Origin of the sequence: Bdellovibrio sp. HCB209 (genome assembly GCF_047306065.1) — a bacterium.
GTDB lineage: Bacteria > Bdellovibrionota > Bdellovibrionia > Bdellovibrionales > Bdellovibrionaceae > Bdellovibrio.
The window spans coordinates 845321-864808 of record NZ_CP178618.1 but is presented as its reverse complement, the minus strand read 5'-3'; the positions used below and the strand labels follow the sequence as shown (position 1 = coordinate 864808).

The window sequence follows — 19488 nt, the reverse complement described above, 5'->3', positions numbered from 1 at the left end:
AAGGAGGGCTCCATATGAGATGTAACGTCGCTGTCTGGGATCGCGTCCTTCGTTTTATTATTGGCGTCAGTTTGACCGCTTACGCTATTGCCGGGGGTCCGTTCTGGACTTACATCGGTATTTACGGTCTGTTCACTGCTGCTTGGGGCTTGTGTCCCATCTACGCATTCTTTAGAATAAGAACACTAAGAGATTTTCATCGACCGATTCACGATCAGGAATAGGATTTCAGCATGTCTTCCACAGCCCTTCTCGAACTTGATAGCTTTCTAAAAAAAGACCAAATCAAAACGGACGAGGAGAGTTTAAAGTACTGGGGTAAAGATTGGACGACCTATTTTGACATCAAGGCGACAGCCATTGTCTTCCCTCACACGACTGAACAAGTAGCCTCCCTGGTAAAATGGGCACGCAAAAATAAAATCGCGTTGGTTCCATCAGGCGGTCGTACGGGTCTTTCTGGTGCTGCTGTGGCAACACAAGGTGAAGTCGTTGTTTCTTTCGATCAAATGAACAAAATCAAAGACTTTAGCTCGATCGACCAAACGGTTGTGATCGAGGCTGGCGTTGTGACTGAAACTTTGCAAGAGTTCGCAGTTTCTAAAAATCTTTTCTATCCGGTGGATTTCGCGGCAACAGGTTCTTCGCAAATGGGTGGGAATATTTCCACGAATGCGGGCGGGATCAAAGTTGTTCGTTACGGTCTAACGCGTGATTGGGTCGCAGGACTTAAAGTCGTCACAGGTACAGGCGAAATCATGGAACTGAATAACGGCCTGGTGAAAAATGCGACGGGATATGACCTGCGCCATCTGTTCATCGGTGCTGAAGGAACTTTAGGGTTTATCACAGAGGCAACGATTCGCTTGGCTCCAGCTCCCCCACCAATGAAAGTGTTGGTGATGGCTGTGAGTGGCCTTGAATCCGTAATGAAGATCTTCGGTAAATTTAAAACTCAAACTCCCCTTGTGGCGTTTGAGATGTTCTCGGACAAAGCTTTGGCTAAGGTCCTTGCGAACACAGGCTTGCCTGCTCCACTTGAAACTCAAGCTTCATTTTATGTTTTAGCCGAAGTTGAAATCCGCTCGGAGGCTGACGAAGAAAAAGCCCTGACAGTCTTTGGCGAGTGCGCTGAGGACGGCTGGGTGGTTGACGGCGTGATCTCTCAATCCGACACGCAAGCGACAACATTCTGGAGATACCGTGAAGATATCTCTGAATCTTTGGCGAAGTACTCTCCGTATAAGAACGATATCTCGGTAGCGATTTCTAAAGTTCCGCCGTTCATGGACGATCTTGAAAAAGTATTGTCTGGTGCTTACCCAAATTGGGAAGTGGTATGGTTCGGTCACATCGGTGATGGCAACTTGCACATCAATATCTTACGCCCTGAAGGCATGAGCAAAGAAGAGTTCGTGAAAGAGTGCCGCAAGGTCGACGTCATGGTCTTTGATGCCGTTAAAAAGTATCAGGGTTCCATCAGTGCTGAGCACGGTGTGGGTTTGACCAAGAAGTCATTTCTTAACTACACACGCTCTAATGCGGAAATAGAGATGATGAAAGGGATTAAGAAAGTCTTCGATCCTGACAACATCATGAATCCTGGAAAAGTGATCTAACTAAAAAGGCGCCTCTCACGGCGCCTTTTTTTTATAAGCCATCTAATATTTTATCTAACTCACCTTGATCCTCTACCTCGGCAACAATCTTCGCTAAGAGACTCTGAACTTTTTCAATATCCAACAGTATTCCAAAATCTCCATGCTCCCTCTCGGTCGAATACAAAGATCTAATATTGGCTACCACAGCTTGCGTAAAAGGAGGCCCATACTGCTTCTTTGCGGAGATAACATATATCTTTGTTGGCGTCATAGCCACTTTGTTAACGGAAGTCTTACGTGATGCTGCGGAAAATATATCAATTTTAACATTTCTAAAAAGCTGCAGAAGACCGTGATTCGAATTAAAATGCCGGAGCCACATTAAACCTTCAATTGGATGATAACTCGCTCGGCTCAATCGACCGCCAATACTTTTTGTTGCTATTCGTTCTCCCTCGGCGAACAATTGCTTCACAAATTCATTCTCAGAATTTGATAACGAATACGATTTTGCATTTCGACTATAAATAATCGCCTCAGAAAAGAAAGAAACTTGTGTATAAAACTCCTTAACTTCAACTGCAGTTCTAGCCCCAAACTTCAACTTAGATGCATGTTTTAAATAATTCTCCAATACCGGCTTCAAACAGTAAGACCGAAATACCTTTGGATCTAAATCGTAAAATAGCTCCAGCATTAAACTGTAGTTTTGAACGTTTGGAAGTATCTTCTTCGTAATAAGCTGTGCCGTCTTATCTTTACCCTCATACCTCAGGAAAACTGCCGCAAAATAATCCTGAATACTCTTATGGATCCATCGATAGTATATTCCATCTTGAGTAACAAGCTGAACCGCCTTTACTAAGTCATTTATCACACCACTCGTAGTTGTGCTAAAACCAGATCCTTTAATGGACTCTTCCACCAGTTTGTTAAATTCGATCGAGGTATATTCGGTTTTTCCATACTTCATTATCGACAAAAAGGCCATGCGACTTAGAATGGACTGGAATTGGGCTTTATCTAACTTCGATTTGATGTCCCGGTAAAAATCTCCCTTTGTATGATCATGTAACTCAAACAAAGCCGTAAATACTTGATCAAAGAAAATACTCTTTTTAAAAGGTATTGCCTGCTTATAAGAATAGGCTGCAAATAAGAGTGAGACCAAAAGTGGATTACCCAAAAATGAACTGACGATTTGGTTACTTGTTTTACCCAATTCCTCTATTAATCTTGGAGCGATATTCCCCTCATCATACTTCCGAAGTAGAGAATGAGCCTCTGCAACACTCAGCGGCTTTATTCCATAATGAGTGAAGTTAGAAAATGCCGAAACCGAAAGATCCGGGCGAGAAGTAAGAATGAAATAGTTTCGCGCCGCCCGATCAATAAAGTCTTTCAGATTTCTAGTAACCCCCCGCAAGTCGTCAGAACCAATTTCATCATAACCATCAAAAATAAATAGAAAATCACCATATCCTATAAGCGTAACAATCAGATCTATATCAATCTCTTTACCGAGTGAGCTTAACTCCGCTTGAATATACTCTATAATATTTTTTTCCGGTTTTAATCGTCGCAAATCAATTAGAACCGGAATTAGCTTTGTATGCTCAAGCGTATTTAACAAAAACCAGCGCGAGCATGTCGACTTACCCATGCCCCCACTGTCAACGATGAAAATTTTCCCATTTCGTACTAAAAAACTGCTGTCAAATTTATCAAGTGTAACAGGCTTCTCAGTTGGGCTTGTTGGAGATAACGTCAGAGGGACATAAAGATCGTAAAATGGCCTTGCATTAGATCTACATGCGATTGTTGTTATTGTAGAATTCTTCTCTAAGGTTCTCTCCAGATACTCTCTAAACGTTTTTTCAAACATTATCACTTTGGCCGTTTTGCCAACTGCAGCCTTAAGCTGATCAAACTTCGGCTTTATTAACGGAAGTATTAGCGGCGCAAGCTTAAGATATAGTTCTGTTTGCATAAATCCCCCATTCCTTTTTCGGAACAAACAAACAAAACTGTATTTTTAAATATTTTTTATTGAAAAATGTCTCAGGAATATACACTCAATGTTATTCTCGTCGACACCCTAGAATGGGACTGCGAAACCAAATTCGTTCAGAACAAAGTTACTCATCAGCTTAAAGTCCACTCTGAAATCTCGTGACTTATACAGCGCTGTTGAAAAATGCAGAAATGGCATTGGGATAATATCAATCGCGTATCCGTTCACAGCACTTTTGAATTTCAGGCGATAGCCGTCCAAATCATAACACTCTGTTGTCGCGCCACCGCGCCCATCCGAAGAGGTCGAGCAACTTTGTGGCGTTTGTCTGGAATAAACTCCGAACGTTAAGCCCCATGAAGTGCGATCAGAAACTTGGAACATCTCCCCGACTTGAAAAGTTCCCGCCAGATTGTCGTAACAATCTTTCACCACCGCTCCCAAAAGTAACAGGCCATCTGGGCTTACGTATTCTAAACCAAATCCGGGAGTGATCACTGTGCTGCCACCGCCATCCATTTTGCGTGGCATATATGTCGAAGCTGTTTGTGAAGGTCTTACCCCGTGAATCACGAAACTGGGTACCACCAGGCTTAAACCTTTCAGCGGATTTTTTCGTGTCGCTAATCTTTCGGAGTAGCTGGAAGTTTGTTGTTGAGCCGCCAATCCTGGCATTGAGATAAGAACTAAAAAGAGCGAAATCCATTTCGCATTTTTCATATTGCCCCCATCTGTCTGACACAGAAGGAGGTACATCGGGTACATAGAAATTATTTCATTTCAGACGAAGCTGCATGTCCTCAGGATTATTATAAGAGGTAAGGATTTTAGTTAGGGTGCCATCATCTTTTATCGACTGCATGGTTTTCGCGACCAAGTCCCTGTCCTTTTCAGACATTCTTCTTTTAGAATAAATATACCCGACAGTTGCTTGGATTTTTTGATCAGGAAATCTTCTAGTCAGCCTCTCTAAATTGTATTTCCTTAGGTAGTGCTTCGTTGTCCCCGAGGTGAACATGATCGCCTGAATTCGTCCTGACTTAAGCATACGGAAAAGCTCGTCAGGCCCAGGCGCTCCCACCGTGCGATTCTCATCAATCAGCTTTTTATACTCTTCAGCGGTAAGACTGGTGCGGGAGCCAATCATAATTCCAAACTTTATATTTTTATCATCGAGCACATCTTGAATAGAACTGTGCTTACCGTTCGCAGAAGCTAGCACGGTCAGTGAACGCTCCGTTTCATACATCGGCACAAAACCACCAACGTCGCCAAACTCTAGAACAGATCCAGACAATAAGAATAAATCTAACTTGCCGTCACGCATTTTCGAAACCGCTGCAGGACGAGGATATTCGGTTTCGGAAAACACACATCCTGAACGGCGGGCCAGCTCGCGCGTGATATCGTGCGCGACACCTTTCAGTGCTCCATCCTCGCGATACGCTACGGGGGCATAGTTCGCGAGGCCCACGGCAAATTGTCGAAGACAAGGCTCTCCACCCGCTGAAGCTTGCGCTGTCATCGCAGTTCCGAGCAAACAAAAAACTATCAACAATTGTTTGTAGATCATTTATAGATTGTGGCGCAAAGCCATGCCAGAGGCGAGAACTAACAAAAAAACTTGCCCGACAACAAAGTTCTAGTTTGTTAAAGGAGCCACGCAGCGGAAACCATGTCCACCGTCATGGTGTGCAAGATCATAGTCGAAGTCGATGGTAAAGATACCTGTTTGCGCTCCATTGCTGGCACTACCACCTCTGAATATTGCACTGGATGAGCTTGCACCAGAAGTCCAAGCGTAACCCAGACCGCAATTTTCAGTTGTGCCAGGCGATGGACAAGTGAAGCCTTCAGCACCGAATAAATTTTTAAAGAAAGTACCGTCAGTCAACGCCACGATAAAACTATTTGCGCTAGAAGTGTCACTGTAAGAGGTCTTAACACCTTCCCACGCTCCACCCGAGAAGTCCCAAATCACAGCGCCATTGCTAAGTACATGCGTGCGACGCAGATTATTCCACACCGTATCCGAACATGAACCTAGATCTGCTGGATACGTATAGCCACCAGTATCGAAGCAGGCATAGCTATCATCAGGTGATGCGGCCTCTTGATTGCCTCCGGAGCGATTACCTTGATTCATCTGACCACCGTTCACAACACCCGTGCTCCAGTTCGTCGCTACGTTTGCGATATTGCGAGCGACCGTATTCCACTGCGGATTAGAGATTAGATCATAGCCCGCACCTAGTGCCTGACACTCTGAAATCATTTGTGTCAGGTTCAGATCCCTCCAAGAAGTTCCATCGGGACGTGATTCCGCAACGAAGGCGGCAGAGTAAGTCTGATAGCCATCCGGATCGCCCGCGATCTTCATTTCATATTTGGCTAAGCAGAACTCGCCTTGGGCTGTGCCATTTTCACCAGGAATCAAAACGTAATTTGTCGGACACAAAACACCCGTTGAAATTTTCCATGTGGTCGCATACGAACCCGCTGTCACATTGGAAACCAAAGTGCCTGAAGCGGGAGAAAATGCTCTCATCAAAATAGTATCCCCTGCATTCGCCGCTACTGAAGCACCCGCCGCATTCCAATCCGCACAAGGAGAAATACAAACCTTCGTGCCGCCCGTCGCAGCCACAGTGATGGCTCCCGCAGTTCCAGACAAAGTAAATGAATCACTTGTGTACTCTGTAGAAGGCGTCGCATTTTCAATCGACTTCACATAGAACGGCACTAAAGAGCTTGTCCATGTCGTGCTCACCACCGCAGAAGTGTTACCGACCTTGTCACGAGAACGAACTTCCATACGGTAAGAAGTATTATCCGCCAATGTAAGACCCGTTAATTGCAATGACGTGCCCGTGCCCACAGTGGTCCATGCAACGACCTCTGCTGAATCACTGACACGCACTACGCGCGCTTGATAATCTCTGAAACCACTATGAGTCGCATCAGCTGCTTCATTCGCAGCTTGGTTTCTGACAAATAGTTTCGGAGAAACTGTTCGTGTTCCGACTCCATCTATTCCCGCAGCAACCGCAACCACCGGAACCGCACTGGCTGTGGAATCCAGAACCACACTCGATGCCACACAGGAAGACTCGTGAGAGAATAAATCCTGATATTTCACTGAAATGTTTTTTACGCCATCGCCCGCAGGCAAAGTCCAAGCTTTCGTATTAGCAAAAGCTTCATAAGAACCCGATGCACAAGTCGCATCGTTTGAAATATTCATTTGATAAAGAGTTGCGTCCGTTGCACCCAACCCCAAAGTTGTAGCCCCTCTAACAAAGGCCACGGATCCTGAATCCAAATAATCCGCACCAATCGACAACGCCGCACCCGTCGGCGCTGAGGTGTCCAAAAGCACCGTCGTCTTAACACAAGAGCTTGTCACTCCTGCCGTGTCTTTAAATTGCGCGGAGATATCCTTCACTCCGTCTGAAGCCGTCAAAGGAAAGGCATTCACTGTTGTGGAGAATGGAACCCAAGAGCCACCTGCACAAGTCGCATTGCTCGTGATTTTCATTTCTGCGGGAGGAGTTGTTGTTACTGTGAGGGTCAGATTTGGAGAAGCATCGCTGGTGATCTTAAGGCCCGAGACTGTTAAAGCCCCATCAACAGAGATGCTTTCCTGGGCTACGGAATCGCTGCCCAAGGATAGCAATGAAACGTCCATCGTGCAGGCAGTTAAACCCCACGTAAAGACGAACAAATTCATAAGAATTCTAACATCAAATTTCACCGATACGACCCCAGATTATGAGTAACTTATCGGCTTTTCATGAGGTGGCCTGTATAGTGTTTCCCGATCTGGGACGTTGTTTTTTGTTTATTTCTTGACGGTATTCAAACTAAATTCACTTTTGAATGGATGCTCTAGTGTATCCCAAAAACAAAAAGGCCTCCCAGTGGGAAGCCTTTTGCGAAACGAACTATGTTTCTCAAAAACTATCTGCAGCTTGCAGTAACTTGAGAACCGAAGTTTGAGTAAACCTCAACAACGCGGCAAGTTTGTTCAGTTTCAGTGCAGTTACGAACAACAACGATTTCGTCGTTTTGAACCATCATAACTTGGTTTTTATCGCACCAAGAGATGAAGTCGCGAGGACTGCGTTGGTCATAATCACCAGAATACGCAGCGAATGCCGGAGCTGCAGACAAGATAGAGAAAGCAATCAACAAAGATTTCATAGGACCCCACTAAGTTTTTTAGAGGTCCCGGGTTTACCAACAAATGGGGCTGAGGACAACCCCACATGCAAAAATGTTACTATTGTAAGCTAGTACACAACACGCGTGCGGATCGAACGATCCAATTTGCCGATTTGGTCAGCAAGGTTTTGCACCTGAGCCGAGTGAACGTCCATAACCAAGTAACCGATCTGAGGGTCTGTGGAAAGGTACTGACCTTCGATATTGGCGCCGGCTTTGGAAATAATACCATTGATCTCCCCCAGAACCCCGGGCTCGTTCTTATGCACATTCAAAAGACGCGAAGTCCCCTGTTTTACAGGCAGATCCACGTTCGGGAAGTTCACAGCTCCAGACGTGGAACCAATGCGCAAGAAGCGACGGAAGCTTTCCGCCACCTCCAAACCGATCGCATACTGAGCTTCCTCTGTACTCCCCCCGATATGTGGAGTCAGGATCACATTTGGAAGCCCCTGCAACGGGGATGTGAATTTCACTTTGTTGGACGCAGGCTCTTCAGGGAAAACGTCGATAGCACAGCCGCCGACTTGCTTTTCTTTGATCGCTGCCACCAGATCTTCGATCACCACGACAGAGCCGCGGCTGGCGTTGATCAAGTGCGCGCCTTTTTTCATCCAAGCCAATTCAATTTTCGAAATCATGTCTTTGGTTTCTGGGGTTTCCGGCACATGCAAAGTTACAAAATCAGATTCTGCCAAAAGCTCACCCAAAGTGGCTTTGCCAACAGCATTTCCCAACGGAAGTTTTTTTACGATGTCATAGAAAATCACACGCAGACCCATGGATTCAGCCAACACGCTGACTTGGCTTCCGATATGCCCGTAACCCACGATACCCAGTGTTTTACCGCGAACCTCATGCGCGCCTTCAGCTGATTTTACCCAACCACCCAAGTGAGCTTGCGTGTTGCGATCACCCAATTGACGAGCGAGCGAAATCATTTCTGCGATCACCAATTCCGCAACGGAGCGCGTGTTGGAGTGAGGCGCATTGAAAACAGGAACTCCCCACTTACGAGCTGTCTGTAAATCAACTTGGTTTGTGCCAATACAAAAACAACCAATCCCCAAAAGGTGCTTGTTCGCTTCGATCACTTTAGCTGTGATTTCAGTTTTTGAACGAATGCCCAAAACATCGTAGTTCGGAAGAAGTTTTAACAACTCCTCTTCGGATGGAGCATGAGAGATCAAATCCACCTTGAAGCCCTCAGCAGACAAACGCTCTTTAGCAACGGTGTGGATGTTTTCAACTAACAGAATTCTAAGCTCACTCATGGGGCCTCCAGATCTCTTAGCATTTTAGTGCTAAAAGCTGACGATCGTCACTACTGACCATAGGCATCAAGGGTGGTCAAAGGACCTTCGACGGGCCATCCTTAGTTTATGGCAAAAACTCGAGTATTTTCCCTACTTATTGTTGATGACGATCCATTGATCCACCAATCGTTGAAAATGGCCCTGCCATCAGATTGGAAAGTGTTTTCAGCGCAAAAGCTAGAAGCTGTTCAATTTGAGCGCTTCTATCACGCAGCTTTCGTGGATATGCACCTGGAGCCGAACAAACCGGCAGTAGGACCTCAGATCATTGAAAAACTTATGAAACACAATCCGCAGCTTGAAGTCGTCGCGATGTCGGGCGATTTGAGCCGCGAGTTGATGGAGTCTTGCCTAAAGGCTGGGGCCCAACGCTTCCTAGCAAAACCATTGATGCCTGAAGAGATCATCATGGTGCTAGAAAAAATCGAAGCTCTTTGGGATTTGCGTAACGTCGATCCACACTCAGATCGTAATTCTGTTCGCTGGGTGGGTCAGTCTCAAGAATCACAAAAAATCAAAAAGCGCTTAGCGGATCTACGTGGTGAATCTAAGCCCGTCTTGATCGAAGGCGAAACAGGTTGTGGTAAAGAAGTCGTCGCGAAACTTTTGCATGATCAAGATGGCGACAGACCCTTTATCGCGGTGAACATCGCAAGCATTCCTGACAACTTGTTTGAATCCGAAATGTTTGGTCACGTGAAAGGTGCCTTCACCGGCGCTGATCAAAATAAGATCGGTTTGACTGAAGCAGCCAACGGTGGAGATTTATTTTTAGATGAAATCGAAGCTCTGCCGCTAACTCAACAAGCAAAACTTCTGCGCTTTTTAGAAAGCGGCGAAGTTCGCAAAGTTGGCGCGAAAGAATCCATCACCGTTAAAGCACGCGTGATCGTCGCTTCCAATAAACCGCTTGATAAAATGGTTGCAGCGGGTGAGTTCCGCGAAGACTTGCTTTACCGCTTGGCTTCGCAAAAAGTTATTTTGCCACCACTGCGTGATCGTTTGGATGATATCGATGAACTGGCTCAGCACTTTTTGTCGATGGAACGTCCTCGTCGCAACAAACAGTTTACAGAAGATGGACTGGCCGCTTTGAAAACGTACAACTGGCCAGGTAACGTGCGTGAACTGAAACGTGTCTGCGAACAATTAAGTTTAACATCTCCCCTGCCATTTATTCGCGCAGAGGATGTCAACCAGTGGTTAACTCCTGCCGCAACGCCAAGCAAAGCTCCCTCTTACACGGTGATTGATTTCGCCAAAGGCCTGAATACTTTAGTTGATGAGTTCGAGGCCCATGTGATACGCACGGCGATGAAACAAACGAAGAGTATTGAGGAAGCAGCGCAGCTTCTGCAGATCTCTCGCTCGAACCTTTATAAGAAGGTCAGCGATTATAACATCCAAGAAGGATAGCACTCATGGATTTTCAACTTCCCATCATCCTGAATATTCCTGCAGCATGGGAGTCGCATATTTACCGTCAAACGGTTTTGATTGTTCTTTCAATCATCTTCGCTTCGGGTGCGATTGTCTTTTTCTTCCGTAACAAGAACTATTACTTCGTTCAATCTTGGGCCAGCATCAAAAGCTGGCTCGTAGCAGCTCCACTTATGTTCATCGCCATGGGTTTACCAACTCCGTGGCCGTTGGTGTGCTTAACCGTGCTTGCAATTTTGGGTGCTAAGATCTTTTTCCAGATCATGGGGATGTTCCATCGTAGCTATTTCGTTTTGATTTGCTATGCGGGCATCATCGGACTTGCCGCTTGTATTTATTTTGATCGCTTGGACATTTACAATGTGATGCCGATGATCGTTTTGGCAGCCGCGTGCTTGGTTCCGCTGATTCGCAACTCTTACAAGCGCATGATTCAGTACATGTCTTTGACATTACTTGCGTTCATTTTCTTGGGTTGGTCTTTCATGCACTTGGGTTTAATTATGAAGTTCCCGAACGGGATCTATCAGCTCATGTACTTGATCATCCTGACAGAGTTTTGTGATAACACGAACTTGGCAGTCGGTCGTTACATCGGCGGATGGAGAATGTTCCCGTCCATCAATCCTCGTCGTACCGTGGGCAGTACTGCCGTTTCGATCTTGCTGACAATCTTCCTTGCGGGCAGTATGCGCTTCTTGCTTCCGGATGGTTCTGATAAATACTGGTTAGCCTCTGGTTTGATTGCTTCCTTAGGCGGCTTCGTGGGCGACCTGGTAATGACTGTGGTTCGTCGTGATGCTGGTATGAAAACCGTTGGGCCTTTTATCATTGGTCGTGGTGACTTCCTTCATCGCGTGGACCGTTTGATTTTTGTAGCGCCGATTTACTATTACGTGATGACGGTTCTGTTATGAAGGATTGGGATTACGAAAACGAGCAGTGGACCAAGCTGCCGACTTACTTAAAGCATTTACCTTTGTTCACTCGCCACCTGGATTTTTTCAGTGTGTGCATGCGCTTTTTGTGGTCCTTGATTCTTAAGAATATCATTTTTAAGTTTTACATCCGCTTGAAAGTCACAGGTGTCCCGTTCAAAACGGTTTACGAAAAGCATCCGAAACTTATCATCATCAGCAATCACGCGAGTCACTTGGATGCCGTTTCCCTAACAGCTTCTATTCCCCGTCGTTACTGGCTGAGTGTTTACATTGCGGCGGCTAAGGATTATTTCTTTTCGAATCCTTTGTTCATGTTTTTCTCTCAACACTGCTTGGGTGCCATCCCTATCGATCGTAAAGATCGCAAGGGCGAAGCGGTGAATTTGATTTTGAAACTTTTGACTGAGCTACCGCGCATGTGGCTGATCATTTTCCCTGAGGGCACGCGCTCACAAACAGGGAAGGTTCAAGAGTTCAAACGTGGCGTTTCGATTTTCTCTGAGAAAACACAAACGCCGATTTTATTCACTTATCTGGAAGGCAACTCGGATCTATGGCCCAAGGGTCAGTTCTTTGCAAAGCCAGGTCGTTTGGTTTTACACGTTGGTCCCGTTCACCCCCCAGGCCCTATCCAAGAGGTGTATGCTGCTTATAAGAGCTGGGTGATGAGCTTTCATCCCGAGGCTTTTCCTTTAGAAGAGGAAGCCGTCACTGAAAACCAGGAGAGCCGCAATGACAATCCTTCAGAACAAATTTGAAGTTGAAAAAACAAATCTAAAAATCGGCCCCTACGAAGTCTGCCCGATTCCCACAGGAATCTTTGGCTTGGATGGCGGCGCGATGTTTGGAACCGTTCCTAAAGTTTTGTGGGAAAAAACCAATCCCACTGATGATAAGAACCGCATCCAAATGGAAGCCCGTGGTTTGCTGTTAAAAGCCCCAGGTTGCAACGTTCTGATCGACACTGGCAACGGTGCTGACTTTGTTGCTAAGTACGGCGATAAGCTCGGCAATAAGTTTGCAGAGATGTATGGAATGGATCAATCCGGTCCCTCGTTGCTAAAATCTCTAAAAGCTCACGGTTTAAATCCTGAAGACATTCACCATGTGATCATCACCCACTTCCACTTTGACCATGCTGGCGGCGGAGTGACCGAAAAAGATGGCAAACTGGTTCCAACATTTCCGAATGCCACTTACTGGGCTCAAAAAGGCAACCTTGAGGTTGCGAGTCACCCAAACCTGCGCGAGAAAGCCAGCTACTACGCTGCGAACTTTCAGCCCTTGATTGATTCCGGCGTGTTGAAACTTTTGGATGGACCTACTCAAGGTTTCATCCCAGGAATTTCCTGTGTGATCTCAAACGGACACACTCAGTCCCAACAAATTATTCAAGTCACAGATGGTGCTAATACGCTGATGTATTGCGCGGACATGGTACCGACAAGCACACACGTTAAAATCCCTTGGTTGATGGGCTATGACCTACAGCCACTGGTTTTGATGGAAGAAAAAACCAAACACCTGGGCGACGCTGCTGACGGCAAATGGTATCTATTTTTTGAGCACGATCCTTACTGTGATGCCGCTTTGATTGAACGAAGTGGACATGACTTTGCCGTTCAAAAAAGATTCTGGCTGTAAACTGACGAACTTTTATCCTCTTTTTTAGCGATTTCCAGATGGGTCCCAGAGTGACCCATTTGGGAACGATCTATTTTGAGAACCCCATTTTGTTTATGAAAGTTCCGGCCGATAGGCTTGTTATGCTGATGATATTCAGACATTTTACAAGAGGAACAACAATGAGAAACGTACTCGTTCTAGCAGCACTCAGCTCCTTTATGATTTCTTGCGCGACAATGAAGTCTTGGATGGGCTCAGAAGAAGCTCCACCAACCCAAGAACAACCGAAAGTGGTAGATCCTTTGGATCTTAACGACGCGGACTCTGCAGAGCGCGTAACACCAGCTTCGGGTGAAGGTGAATCTCAAGCATCCGCAGAGGCTCCTGCCGCTGAAGAAGGTGCTGAGCTTTCTAACCACTCCGATCCTTATGTGGCAGAAGCTGCAAGCGATATCGCTGCACAAACTCAAGGTCCGGCAGATAACGTTGCTGGTGACTCGCAAAATCTTCCACAAAAAGTTGTGAACGAAGAGATGAGTCATTCAATGGCGCCACCTGAGCCGCCGCAAATTTACAATACGGCTTCGAACTACGATGCTCCACCTAAGAAAAGTAAAAAGGCCGCAGCAGTAGCTCCTAAGAAAAATGCAAAAGGCAAAAAGGAAGTCGCTAAGAAACCTAAAGTCGATTGCAAAAAGGTAGCGAAGCAAGGCAAGAAAGCTAAGAAACCAGACGTAGCCTTCTGTAAAGCTGAAAAGAAAAAAGCGATCGCAGCTGCTAAGAAACCAAAAGTAGACTGCAAAAAAATCGCTAAGCTTGGTAAGAAAGCGAAAAAACCAGACGTAGCTTATTGCAAAGCTGAGAAAAAGAAAAAGGCTTCTAAGAGCCGCGTAGCTAGCAAATAATTTTTGCTGGATACTGAAAAGAAAAATCCCGGAGGTGTGACCCTGCCGGGATTTTTTATTTTCTATTGTGATTCTTATCCAAAGACTAAGCTTCGCATCGAGATCGAACCCATATCGTAACCTTCAAAGGAAAACGACAACTGGTCTTTATCAGACACGGCTCCCAACACATAGAGGAGCGGTAGATAGTGATCCGGCGTCGGCACACTCAAACGCCCTGCTGTGGTGTTCATAAAGTCGTCTTGCAATGCCGTGAAGTTACGGTTCACCAATTGCTCTTTTGCCCATTGATCGAACTCTAGGGCCCAATCAAAGCCTTGGTTTGACTGATTCCAATCTGCGCGTCTCAGGTTATGCACTATATTACCGCTGCCTAGAATCAACACGCCCTGCTCGCGCAAGGCTTGCAGTTTTTTACCCAACTCCACATGAAATACTGGAGGTTCAGACATGTCGATGCTCAATTGCAGAACCGGGATGTCAGCGTCGGGATACATCTTGCGTAGGACCGCCCAGGTTCCGTGATCAAGTCCCCAAGCATGGTCATCAGCTTGGATTTTTGGTTTCTTTTCAGACAGTCCTTGAATGCGTTTTGCCAACTCAGGATCTCCCGGAGCTGGGTACTGCACATCGAACAGGGCCTGCGGAAAGCCATAGAAGTCATGAATCGTTCGGGGTTGCTCCATACGAGTCACAAATGTTCCGGCACTCAGCCAGTGCGCTGAGATCGTCAGGATGGCTTTGGGTTTCGGCAGGGTCTTACCCAAGTTCAATAAACTTTCCGTAAACGGATTGTCTTGAATCGCGTTCATTGGATTACCATGCCCGACAAAGACCACCGGCATGCGATCGCCATCGTACTTTGTTTTCAAATTTAAAAGGTCATTCAGTTGTTGAGGCATGTTGATACTCCATAGTCCAACTCCAGCGGCCAGGCTCCCCGCACCTACTAGCAATGATCGTCTGGTCATCTGTGTTGGCTTCTTCATTCACTTATTATCGGCCAAAACCGACAGTTTCAGTAGGGCACGTGAATGCACTTTACTGTTCCATTAATAGAACAATAAGAGGGGCCGTCGACCGGAAAACCTGAAATTTTCCCAGCTCTTTCGTTCCCTTTTCGAAAATAAGCGGTTATCGTCAGTTTATGGTGAGCCGATTGAAACTGACATTCAAAAACTTCTGGGGCGTGATCAAAGACACGGTCCAACAGATGCAAGATGGGGAACTGGCCTTGGTGGCTGGCTCATTGTCATTTTCCACGATCGTAGGCCTTGTCCCCTTCCTGGCGGTCGTAACAGCGACATTCCAATCTATCGGCGGATTTGAAGCGCTTTATCCCAAAGTTGAATTTTTCCTTTTGATGAATTTGCGTGAGGCTGCAGGAAGTGATCTGACAAAATGGCTGCGCATCTTTTTGAAAAACATCAATGCTGGCAAAGTCGGAACAATGGGTGCGATCTTTTTGTTCATCACTTCTTTGCGCCTGCTTCATGATATGGAAGTTGGCATTCACCGCGTTTGGAATCAGAAAAACACGCGCCCCTTTTATAAGCGTTTGATTTATCAATGGGTGCTAATCCTTTTGATTCCAGTTTTCCTAGCGATCTACGTGGGCTTCAACACTTCAGAACAATTCCAAGTGGCTCGCAAACTTTTACCGAGTGGTTTAACGAATGGTTTGGTGCTCGTGATCAGTTTGTTCCTGATCTACAAGCTAGTGCCTGACTTGTGGGTGCACTGGCGTTCTGCTTTTATCAGTTCTATTCTTGCAGCCGCAGGAATGTTTGGTGTGCATAAGGGATTTTCTTACGTCACGGTTTACGTTTTTAATTACAATAAAATTTACGGATCGTTTGCTGCGATTCCGATTTTGACTCTGTGGATTCTTTCATTGTGGTACGTGATTTTGGCTGGCGTCGCTCTGTGTGCGAGCCTGCAAAAACGTCACATCACTTAGGGACTCTTACCTTTAGATACGCTAATCATACAGTAACTTTCTGACACCGATTTCTCTCGGCACGCATCTCGCAATGTCTTGTGTGCATAAGGCGTTTACGTCATAACGACACCAACTTTATCGGGGGAAAAATGAAAAAAACTATCATCGCTCTAATTGCTCTATGTGCATTAACTCAAACTGCTCACGCTTATGATTTTGATTATTCTGACAGCGAAGAAATCGCTGCCTTCGGCCCAGGCCGCGGTGACGACAGACGCGGTGATGATCGCCGTGGCGACGACCGTCGCGATGATCGCAGAGACGATCGTGGTGGCAATAACGGCCCTGGCTGGGGACGCCCAGGCAATGGTGGCCCTCACAATCCAGGCCCTCGCCCTGGTCCAAATCCATCTCCTCGTCCACCACAACCTCCACACAATCCGCAACCACGTATTGAATTCGTGACTTGTGAATCTCAAGGCAACCGTTACAACACTTGCTACGTAGATCCACGCGGCATCCGTAACTTCTACTTGTCTAAACAACGTTCAAGCGCACGTTGCGAACAAAATCGTTCCTTCGGTTTGTCTGGCGACCGTATCTGGGTTGACCATGGCTGCCGCGGCGTTTTCGCAATCGAAAGATACTAAGACTTAGCTAAAATCTAAGGTCCAAAAAAGCCCCAGCAATGGGGCTTTTTTCGTGGCTCGCCAGCGGAGTTTCCACAGCCTTTTTCCAGGGGTTTGTGCAACCAACGGTTAACAGCACTTTGGCATCCTCATTGCTCTTCTTAGGAGCATGAAGCTTGGCCTCTCTCTAATCAATTTTATCGCAATCTCACTGTCGCTAGTTTTGACAGCGGTGGCCTATGCGACACCTGCCAACACGGAGGCCTACAGTGAGCAGCGAGGAGGCTTTGTTCAGCTTCCCTTCGGCTCATATGTTGAGGGATCTGCCAGACATGGCGGGATTCAGCCTGACTATCGTATCAGTGCAGATGATCCGGCTTTGAAAGAGTTTTTAGAACGTATCGTGGAAATGGCTCGCGTCTCTCCAGAGATCCTGCAGGCGGAACAATCTGGCGATGCGGAACTAGTAAAGAACTTGAAAATCGCCTTACTCGCTGAGGCTGTTAGTAATGCCCTTCCGATGAAAAAATACGATTCCAGTCCCTACCGCAAAGTTTTAAAAGAACATCGCGACCAGGGGAAAGACATCAACCTTGGAGCTTACTTGCAATGCCAAGCCGGAGTCTGCCGCGAAAATGCGTTGCTCACTCATCAAGGTTTACGCGCCTTGGGCATCACAAGCTATTTCGTTTATACGAAAGTGCACATAGGAAACCATGTTGAAGACCACGCGATCGTAGTCGTCAAAGACAAATACAAACTTTGGATCGTCGATCCTTATAACATCACTTTTCACGGTCGCGACTTTAACGAAGTGATGCAACAGAGCGCCTGGAAATCAGTCACTCGCTCTGTCGCACCTTTTGCAAACCCAACCAATTATGTCGGGCGCATCCTTAAAGTTTTGAAGTACCCAAGTTATTGGATACCTAACTCCGCCCTTTGTAAAAGCGTGTTCTTGTAGCGGAATGCCCGCCTATTCACCGATACTACTAATAATACAATGCGTTATTGGGTAAAAAGTGCGGTCACGGGCTTGGAAATTCGGAATCAATTTGATAGTTTCTGCCGCTTCAGCGATATTAGATCGCAAGTGGTTCCGTAGCTCAGCTGGATAGAGCATCTCCCTTCTAAGGAGAGGGTCGTACGTTCGAGTCGTACCGGAATCACCATTTTTTTAAAAGCCCCGTCATTGGGGCTTTTTTCGTTTCAACTCTCTGCTAAAAAGCATCGATCCCGTCATGACTGTTAGAGCAAAAGTATCTTATAAATAAGAGAGCAAGTTTTCTTAACAAGGAGTGCCCCCAAATGAAGTTGTTAATCGCCATCCTTCTGGTTCTTGGATCATCTTTGAGTTTTGCGGCTCCTGGGGAAACGGATATCAATCCCGATGATCTATCACAAGATGCGGATGGAAACTTTGTAGCTTGCACATTGAAAGATGGTCGCGAGATGCAGGCGACGACTTGGCTGGTTGCTGTCGACAATTTGATTCTGTCTAAAAAACCGGTACGTGCTTACCTCACTGCAACTTCAGAAAATCTTGAATTCAAGGACACTGCGTACAGAGTGTTAGTAACAAAACAATTCGCAACAGCTGGCGGAGTGCAATCCATTCGCATCGAACATTTAAAGCCCACTGCTCCCACAGAAAATCTTGAGTGCAACGAGAAGAACACAAAGTGATCCTTTCGGGACCTAGGTAAATAGCATCTTGTCTTTTCCGAAAACGTGCTCAGTATTGTTACATACAGAGTTCACGTGAAAGGAAAACACAAATGGACCGTCCTTTATTTCAACCAATTCAAATGGGTCGTATTAAACTTTCAAACCGCGTAGTGATGGCACCGATGACTCGCTCGCGTGCAGAAGGTGGTATCGCTAACGATATGATCGTTAAGTACTACGCAGACCGTGCTTCAGCAGGTTTGATTATCACGGAAGGGATTTCTCCTTCAGCAAATGGTTTGGGCTACACTCGCATCCCAGGTCTTTATAACGACGCGCAAGCAGCCAGCTGGAAAAAAGTCACTGACGCTGTTCACGCAAAAGGCGGCCATATTTTCGTCCAATTGATGCACACTGGGCGAGCTTCTCATCAAGACAACATTCCTAAAGGCGCAAAAATCTTGGCACCTTCGGCATTGAAGTTGTCAGGAAAAATTTGGACAGACACCGCGGGCCAACAAGACTACCCGACTCCGAATGAAATGACGTTGGATGAAGTAAAAACAGCGATTCAAGAATACATCCACAGCGCAGAGCTTGCGATCCAAGCGGGATTTGATGGTGTTGAACTTCACGGGGCAAATGGTTATCTAATTGAACAATTCCTAAATCCCAATGCGAACAAGCGCACGGATATGTACGGTGGCTCTGATGAAAATCGCATGCGTTTTGTTTTAGAAATCGCCAAAGGCATCGTCGCTAGTATTGGTGGCGATCGTCTCGGTATTCGCATCTCCCCTTACGGCGTTTTCAACGATACAGGTGCTTTTGAAGGCATCAATCAATTCTATATGACGTTAAGCCAAAAGCTTTCTGACTTGGGATTGGTTTACATTCACGTTGTCGACCACAGCGCGATGGGTGCCCCACCTGTAAATCCTGAGATCAAAACTTTGATTCAACAGAACTTCAAAGGTCTTTACATCACTTCTGGAGGTTACGACGAAGCTCGCGCGGAAAAAGATTTGATGGATAAAAAAGGCGACCTTGTGGCCTTCGGCCGTCCATTCATTTCTAATCCCGATCTAGTGCAAAAACTGAAAGAGGGAAAACCGCTGACACCTGCGGATCACAACACGTTCTATACTCCGGGTAATAAGGGTTTTAACGACTACCAATAGC

At 46.1% G+C, this 19488-nt stretch carries 19 protein-coding genes and 1 tRNA gene; 13 read left to right on the top strand and 7 right to left on the bottom strand.

The annotated features are described in order from the left end of the window. Positions 1–14: 14 nt before the first annotated feature. Both ACLVWP_RS04235 and ACLVWP_RS04230 read left to right on the top strand, forming a co-directional pair. Complete coding sequence (locus ACLVWP_RS04235; RefSeq protein ID WP_413560294.1) at positions 15–224, top strand: DUF2892 domain-containing protein; 210 nt, start codon at positions 15–17, stop codon at positions 222–224. Positions 225–233: 9 nt separating this feature from the next. Then, positions 234–1619 carry an FAD-binding oxidoreductase gene (locus ACLVWP_RS04230; RefSeq protein ID WP_413560293.1) on the top strand — a complete coding sequence of 462 codons (1386 nt, stop codon included), beginning with the start codon at positions 234–236 and terminating at the stop codon, positions 1617–1619. Positions 1620–1650: 31 nt separating this feature from the next. On the opposite strand, the gene ACLVWP_RS04225 is transcribed toward ACLVWP_RS04230, so the two are convergent. The 6 genes from ACLVWP_RS04225 to serA all read right to left on the bottom strand — a co-directional run bounded on the left by ACLVWP_RS04225 (position 1651) and on the right by serA (position 9113). Then, positions 1651–3591: an NACHT domain-containing protein gene (locus ACLVWP_RS04225; RefSeq protein ID WP_413560292.1), complete on the bottom strand. Its 1941-nt coding sequence runs from the start codon at positions 3589–3591 to the stop codon at positions 1651–1653. Positions 3592–3699: 108 nt separating this feature from the next. Next, a complete protein-coding gene (locus tag ACLVWP_RS04220; protein ID WP_413560291.1) occupies positions 3700–4335 on the bottom strand; it encodes a hypothetical protein in 636 nt (211 codons plus the stop codon). A gap of 55 nt (positions 4336–4390) precedes the next feature. Beyond that, positions 4391–5188, bottom strand: a complete 798-nt coding sequence (locus ACLVWP_RS04215) for a substrate-binding periplasmic protein (protein ID WP_413560290.1) — start codon at positions 5186–5188, stop codon at positions 4391–4393. Between the two features lie 69 nt (positions 5189–5257). Then, complete coding sequence (locus tag ACLVWP_RS04210; protein WP_413560289.1) at positions 5258–7369, bottom strand: hypothetical protein; 2112 nt, start codon at positions 7367–7369, stop codon at positions 5258–5260. Between the two features lie 206 nt (positions 7370–7575). Continuing rightward, positions 7576–7818 (bottom strand): hypothetical protein, encoded by a 243-nt coding sequence (locus ACLVWP_RS04205; RefSeq protein WP_413560288.1) that lies wholly within the window; start codon positions 7816–7818, stop codon positions 7576–7578. 89 nt (positions 7819–7907) lie between these two features. Beyond that, positions 7908–9113: a phosphoglycerate dehydrogenase gene (gene serA, locus ACLVWP_RS04200; protein ID WP_413560287.1), complete on the bottom strand. Its 1206-nt coding sequence runs from the start codon at positions 9111–9113 to the stop codon at positions 7908–7910. A 108-nt stretch (positions 9114–9221) separates the two neighbouring features. Here serA and ACLVWP_RS04195 point away from each other — a divergent pair, with 108 nt between their 5' ends. The 5 genes from ACLVWP_RS04195 (at position 9222) to ACLVWP_RS04175 (ending at position 14067) form a co-directional block, all read left to right on the top strand. Next, positions 9222–10571, top strand: a complete 1350-nt coding sequence (locus ACLVWP_RS04195) for a sigma-54-dependent transcriptional regulator (protein ID WP_413560286.1) — start codon at positions 9222–9224, stop codon at positions 10569–10571. A 5-nt stretch (positions 10572–10576) separates the two neighbouring features. Next, positions 10577–11512 (top strand): phosphatidate cytidylyltransferase, encoded by a 936-nt coding sequence (locus ACLVWP_RS04190; protein WP_413560285.1) that lies wholly within the window; start codon positions 10577–10579, stop codon positions 11510–11512. Beyond that, positions 11509–12294: a lysophospholipid acyltransferase family protein gene (locus tag ACLVWP_RS04185; RefSeq protein WP_413560284.1), complete on the top strand. Its 786-nt coding sequence runs from the start codon at positions 11509–11511 to the stop codon at positions 12292–12294. The genes ACLVWP_RS04190 and ACLVWP_RS04185 overlap by 4 nt, the downstream gene beginning before the upstream one ends. Continuing rightward, positions 12269–13180, top strand: a complete 912-nt coding sequence (locus ACLVWP_RS04180) for an MBL fold metallo-hydrolase (protein WP_413560283.1) — start codon at positions 12269–12271, stop codon at positions 13178–13180. Before ACLVWP_RS04185 ends, ACLVWP_RS04180 begins: the two co-directional genes overlap by 26 nt. 161 nt (positions 13181–13341) lie before the next feature. Continuing rightward, entirely contained in the window at positions 13342–14067 is a 726-nt protein-coding gene (locus tag ACLVWP_RS04175; protein ID WP_413560282.1) for a hypothetical protein, read from the top strand. A gap of 74 nt (positions 14068–14141) precedes the next feature. On the opposite strand, the gene ygiD is transcribed toward ACLVWP_RS04175, so the two are convergent. Further along, positions 14142–14969 carry a 4,5-DOPA dioxygenase extradiol gene (ygiD, locus tag ACLVWP_RS04170; RefSeq protein WP_413561561.1) on the bottom strand — a complete coding sequence of 276 codons (828 nt, stop codon included), beginning with the start codon at positions 14967–14969 and terminating at the stop codon, positions 14142–14144. Positions 14970–15214: 245 nt separating this feature from the next. Here ygiD and ACLVWP_RS04165 point away from each other — a divergent pair, with 245 nt between their 5' ends. The 6 genes from ACLVWP_RS04165 to ACLVWP_RS04140 all read left to right on the top strand — a co-directional run bounded on the left by ACLVWP_RS04165 (position 15215) and on the right by ACLVWP_RS04140 (position 19487). Next, positions 15215–16027 (top strand): YihY/virulence factor BrkB family protein, encoded by an 813-nt coding sequence (locus ACLVWP_RS04165; protein ID WP_413560281.1) that lies wholly within the window; start codon positions 15215–15217, stop codon positions 16025–16027. Positions 16028–16158: 131 nt separating this feature from the next. After that, positions 16159–16659, top strand: coding sequence for a DUF3011 domain-containing protein (locus ACLVWP_RS04160; protein ID WP_413560280.1), 501 nt, complete (start codon positions 16159–16161; stop codon positions 16657–16659). Between the two features lie 148 nt (positions 16660–16807). Beyond that, on the top strand, positions 16808–17602 hold the full coding sequence (locus ACLVWP_RS04155) for a transglutaminase-like domain-containing protein (RefSeq protein ID WP_413560279.1): 795 nt from the start codon (positions 16808–16810) through the stop codon (positions 17600–17602). Positions 17603–17733: 131 nt separating this feature from the next. Then, positions 17734–17810, top strand: a tRNA-Arg gene (locus ACLVWP_RS04150). Positions 17811–17946: 136 nt separating this feature from the next. Further along, complete coding sequence (locus ACLVWP_RS04145) at positions 17947–18324, top strand: hypothetical protein (RefSeq protein WP_413560278.1); 378 nt, start codon at positions 17947–17949, stop codon at positions 18322–18324. Positions 18325–18416: 92 nt separating this feature from the next. Further along, positions 18417–19487 carry an alkene reductase gene (locus tag ACLVWP_RS04140; RefSeq protein WP_413560277.1) on the top strand — a complete coding sequence of 357 codons (1071 nt, stop codon included), beginning with the start codon at positions 18417–18419 and terminating at the stop codon, positions 19485–19487. The last annotated feature ends 1 nt before the right edge of the window (position 19488 follow it).

Excerpts from the sequence above, each read along its gene's own strand:
- ACLVWP_RS04235 (WP_413560294.1), top strand. The coding sequence starts at position 15 with ATGAGATGTAACGTCGCTGTCTGGGATCGCGTCCTTCGTTTTATTATT.
- ACLVWP_RS04165 (WP_413560281.1), top strand. The coding sequence starts at position 15,215 with ATGGTGAGCCGATTGAAACTGACATTCAAAAACTTCTGGGGCGTGATC.
- ACLVWP_RS04225 (WP_413560292.1), bottom strand. The coding sequence starts at position 3,591 with ATGCAAACAGAACTATATCTTAAGCTTGCGCCGCTAATACTTCCGTTA.
- ACLVWP_RS04195 (WP_413560286.1), top strand. The coding sequence starts at position 9,222 with ATGGCAAAAACTCGAGTATTTTCCCTACTTATTGTTGATGACGATCCA.
- ACLVWP_RS04220 (WP_413560291.1), bottom strand. The coding sequence starts at position 4,335 with ATGAAAAATGCGAAATGGATTTCGCTCTTTTTAGTTCTTATCTCAATG.
- ACLVWP_RS04230 (WP_413560293.1), top strand. The coding sequence starts at position 234 with ATGTCTTCCACAGCCCTTCTCGAACTTGATAGCTTTCTAAAAAAAGAC.
- ACLVWP_RS04155 (WP_413560279.1), top strand. The coding sequence starts at position 16,808 with ATGAAGCTTGGCCTCTCTCTAATCAATTTTATCGCAATCTCACTGTCG.
- serA (WP_413560287.1), bottom strand. The coding sequence starts at position 9,113 with ATGAGTGAGCTTAGAATTCTGTTAGTTGAAAACATCCACACCGTTGCT.
- ACLVWP_RS04215 (WP_413560290.1), bottom strand. The coding sequence starts at position 5,188 with ATGATCTACAAACAATTGTTGATAGTTTTTTGTTTGCTCGGAACTGCG.
- ACLVWP_RS04140 (WP_413560277.1), top strand. The coding sequence starts at position 18,417 with ATGGACCGTCCTTTATTTCAACCAATTCAAATGGGTCGTATTAAACTT.
- ACLVWP_RS04180 (WP_413560283.1), top strand. The coding sequence starts at position 12,269 with ATGACAATCCTTCAGAACAAATTTGAAGTTGAAAAAACAAATCTAAAA.
- ACLVWP_RS04185 (WP_413560284.1), top strand. The coding sequence starts at position 11,509 with ATGAAGGATTGGGATTACGAAAACGAGCAGTGGACCAAGCTGCCGACT.
- ACLVWP_RS04175 (WP_413560282.1), top strand. The coding sequence starts at position 13,342 with ATGAGAAACGTACTCGTTCTAGCAGCACTCAGCTCCTTTATGATTTCT.
- ygiD (WP_413561561.1), bottom strand. The coding sequence starts at position 14,969 with ATGCCTCAACAACTGAATGACCTTTTAAATTTGAAAACAAAGTACGAT.
- ACLVWP_RS04205 (WP_413560288.1), bottom strand. The coding sequence starts at position 7,818 with ATGAAATCTTTGTTGATTGCTTTCTCTATCTTGTCTGCAGCTCCGGCA.
- ACLVWP_RS04145 (WP_413560278.1), top strand. The coding sequence starts at position 17,947 with ATGAAGTTGTTAATCGCCATCCTTCTGGTTCTTGGATCATCTTTGAGT.
- ACLVWP_RS04160 (WP_413560280.1), top strand. The coding sequence starts at position 16,159 with ATGAAAAAAACTATCATCGCTCTAATTGCTCTATGTGCATTAACTCAA.
- ACLVWP_RS04190 (WP_413560285.1), top strand. The coding sequence starts at position 10,577 with ATGGATTTTCAACTTCCCATCATCCTGAATATTCCTGCAGCATGGGAG.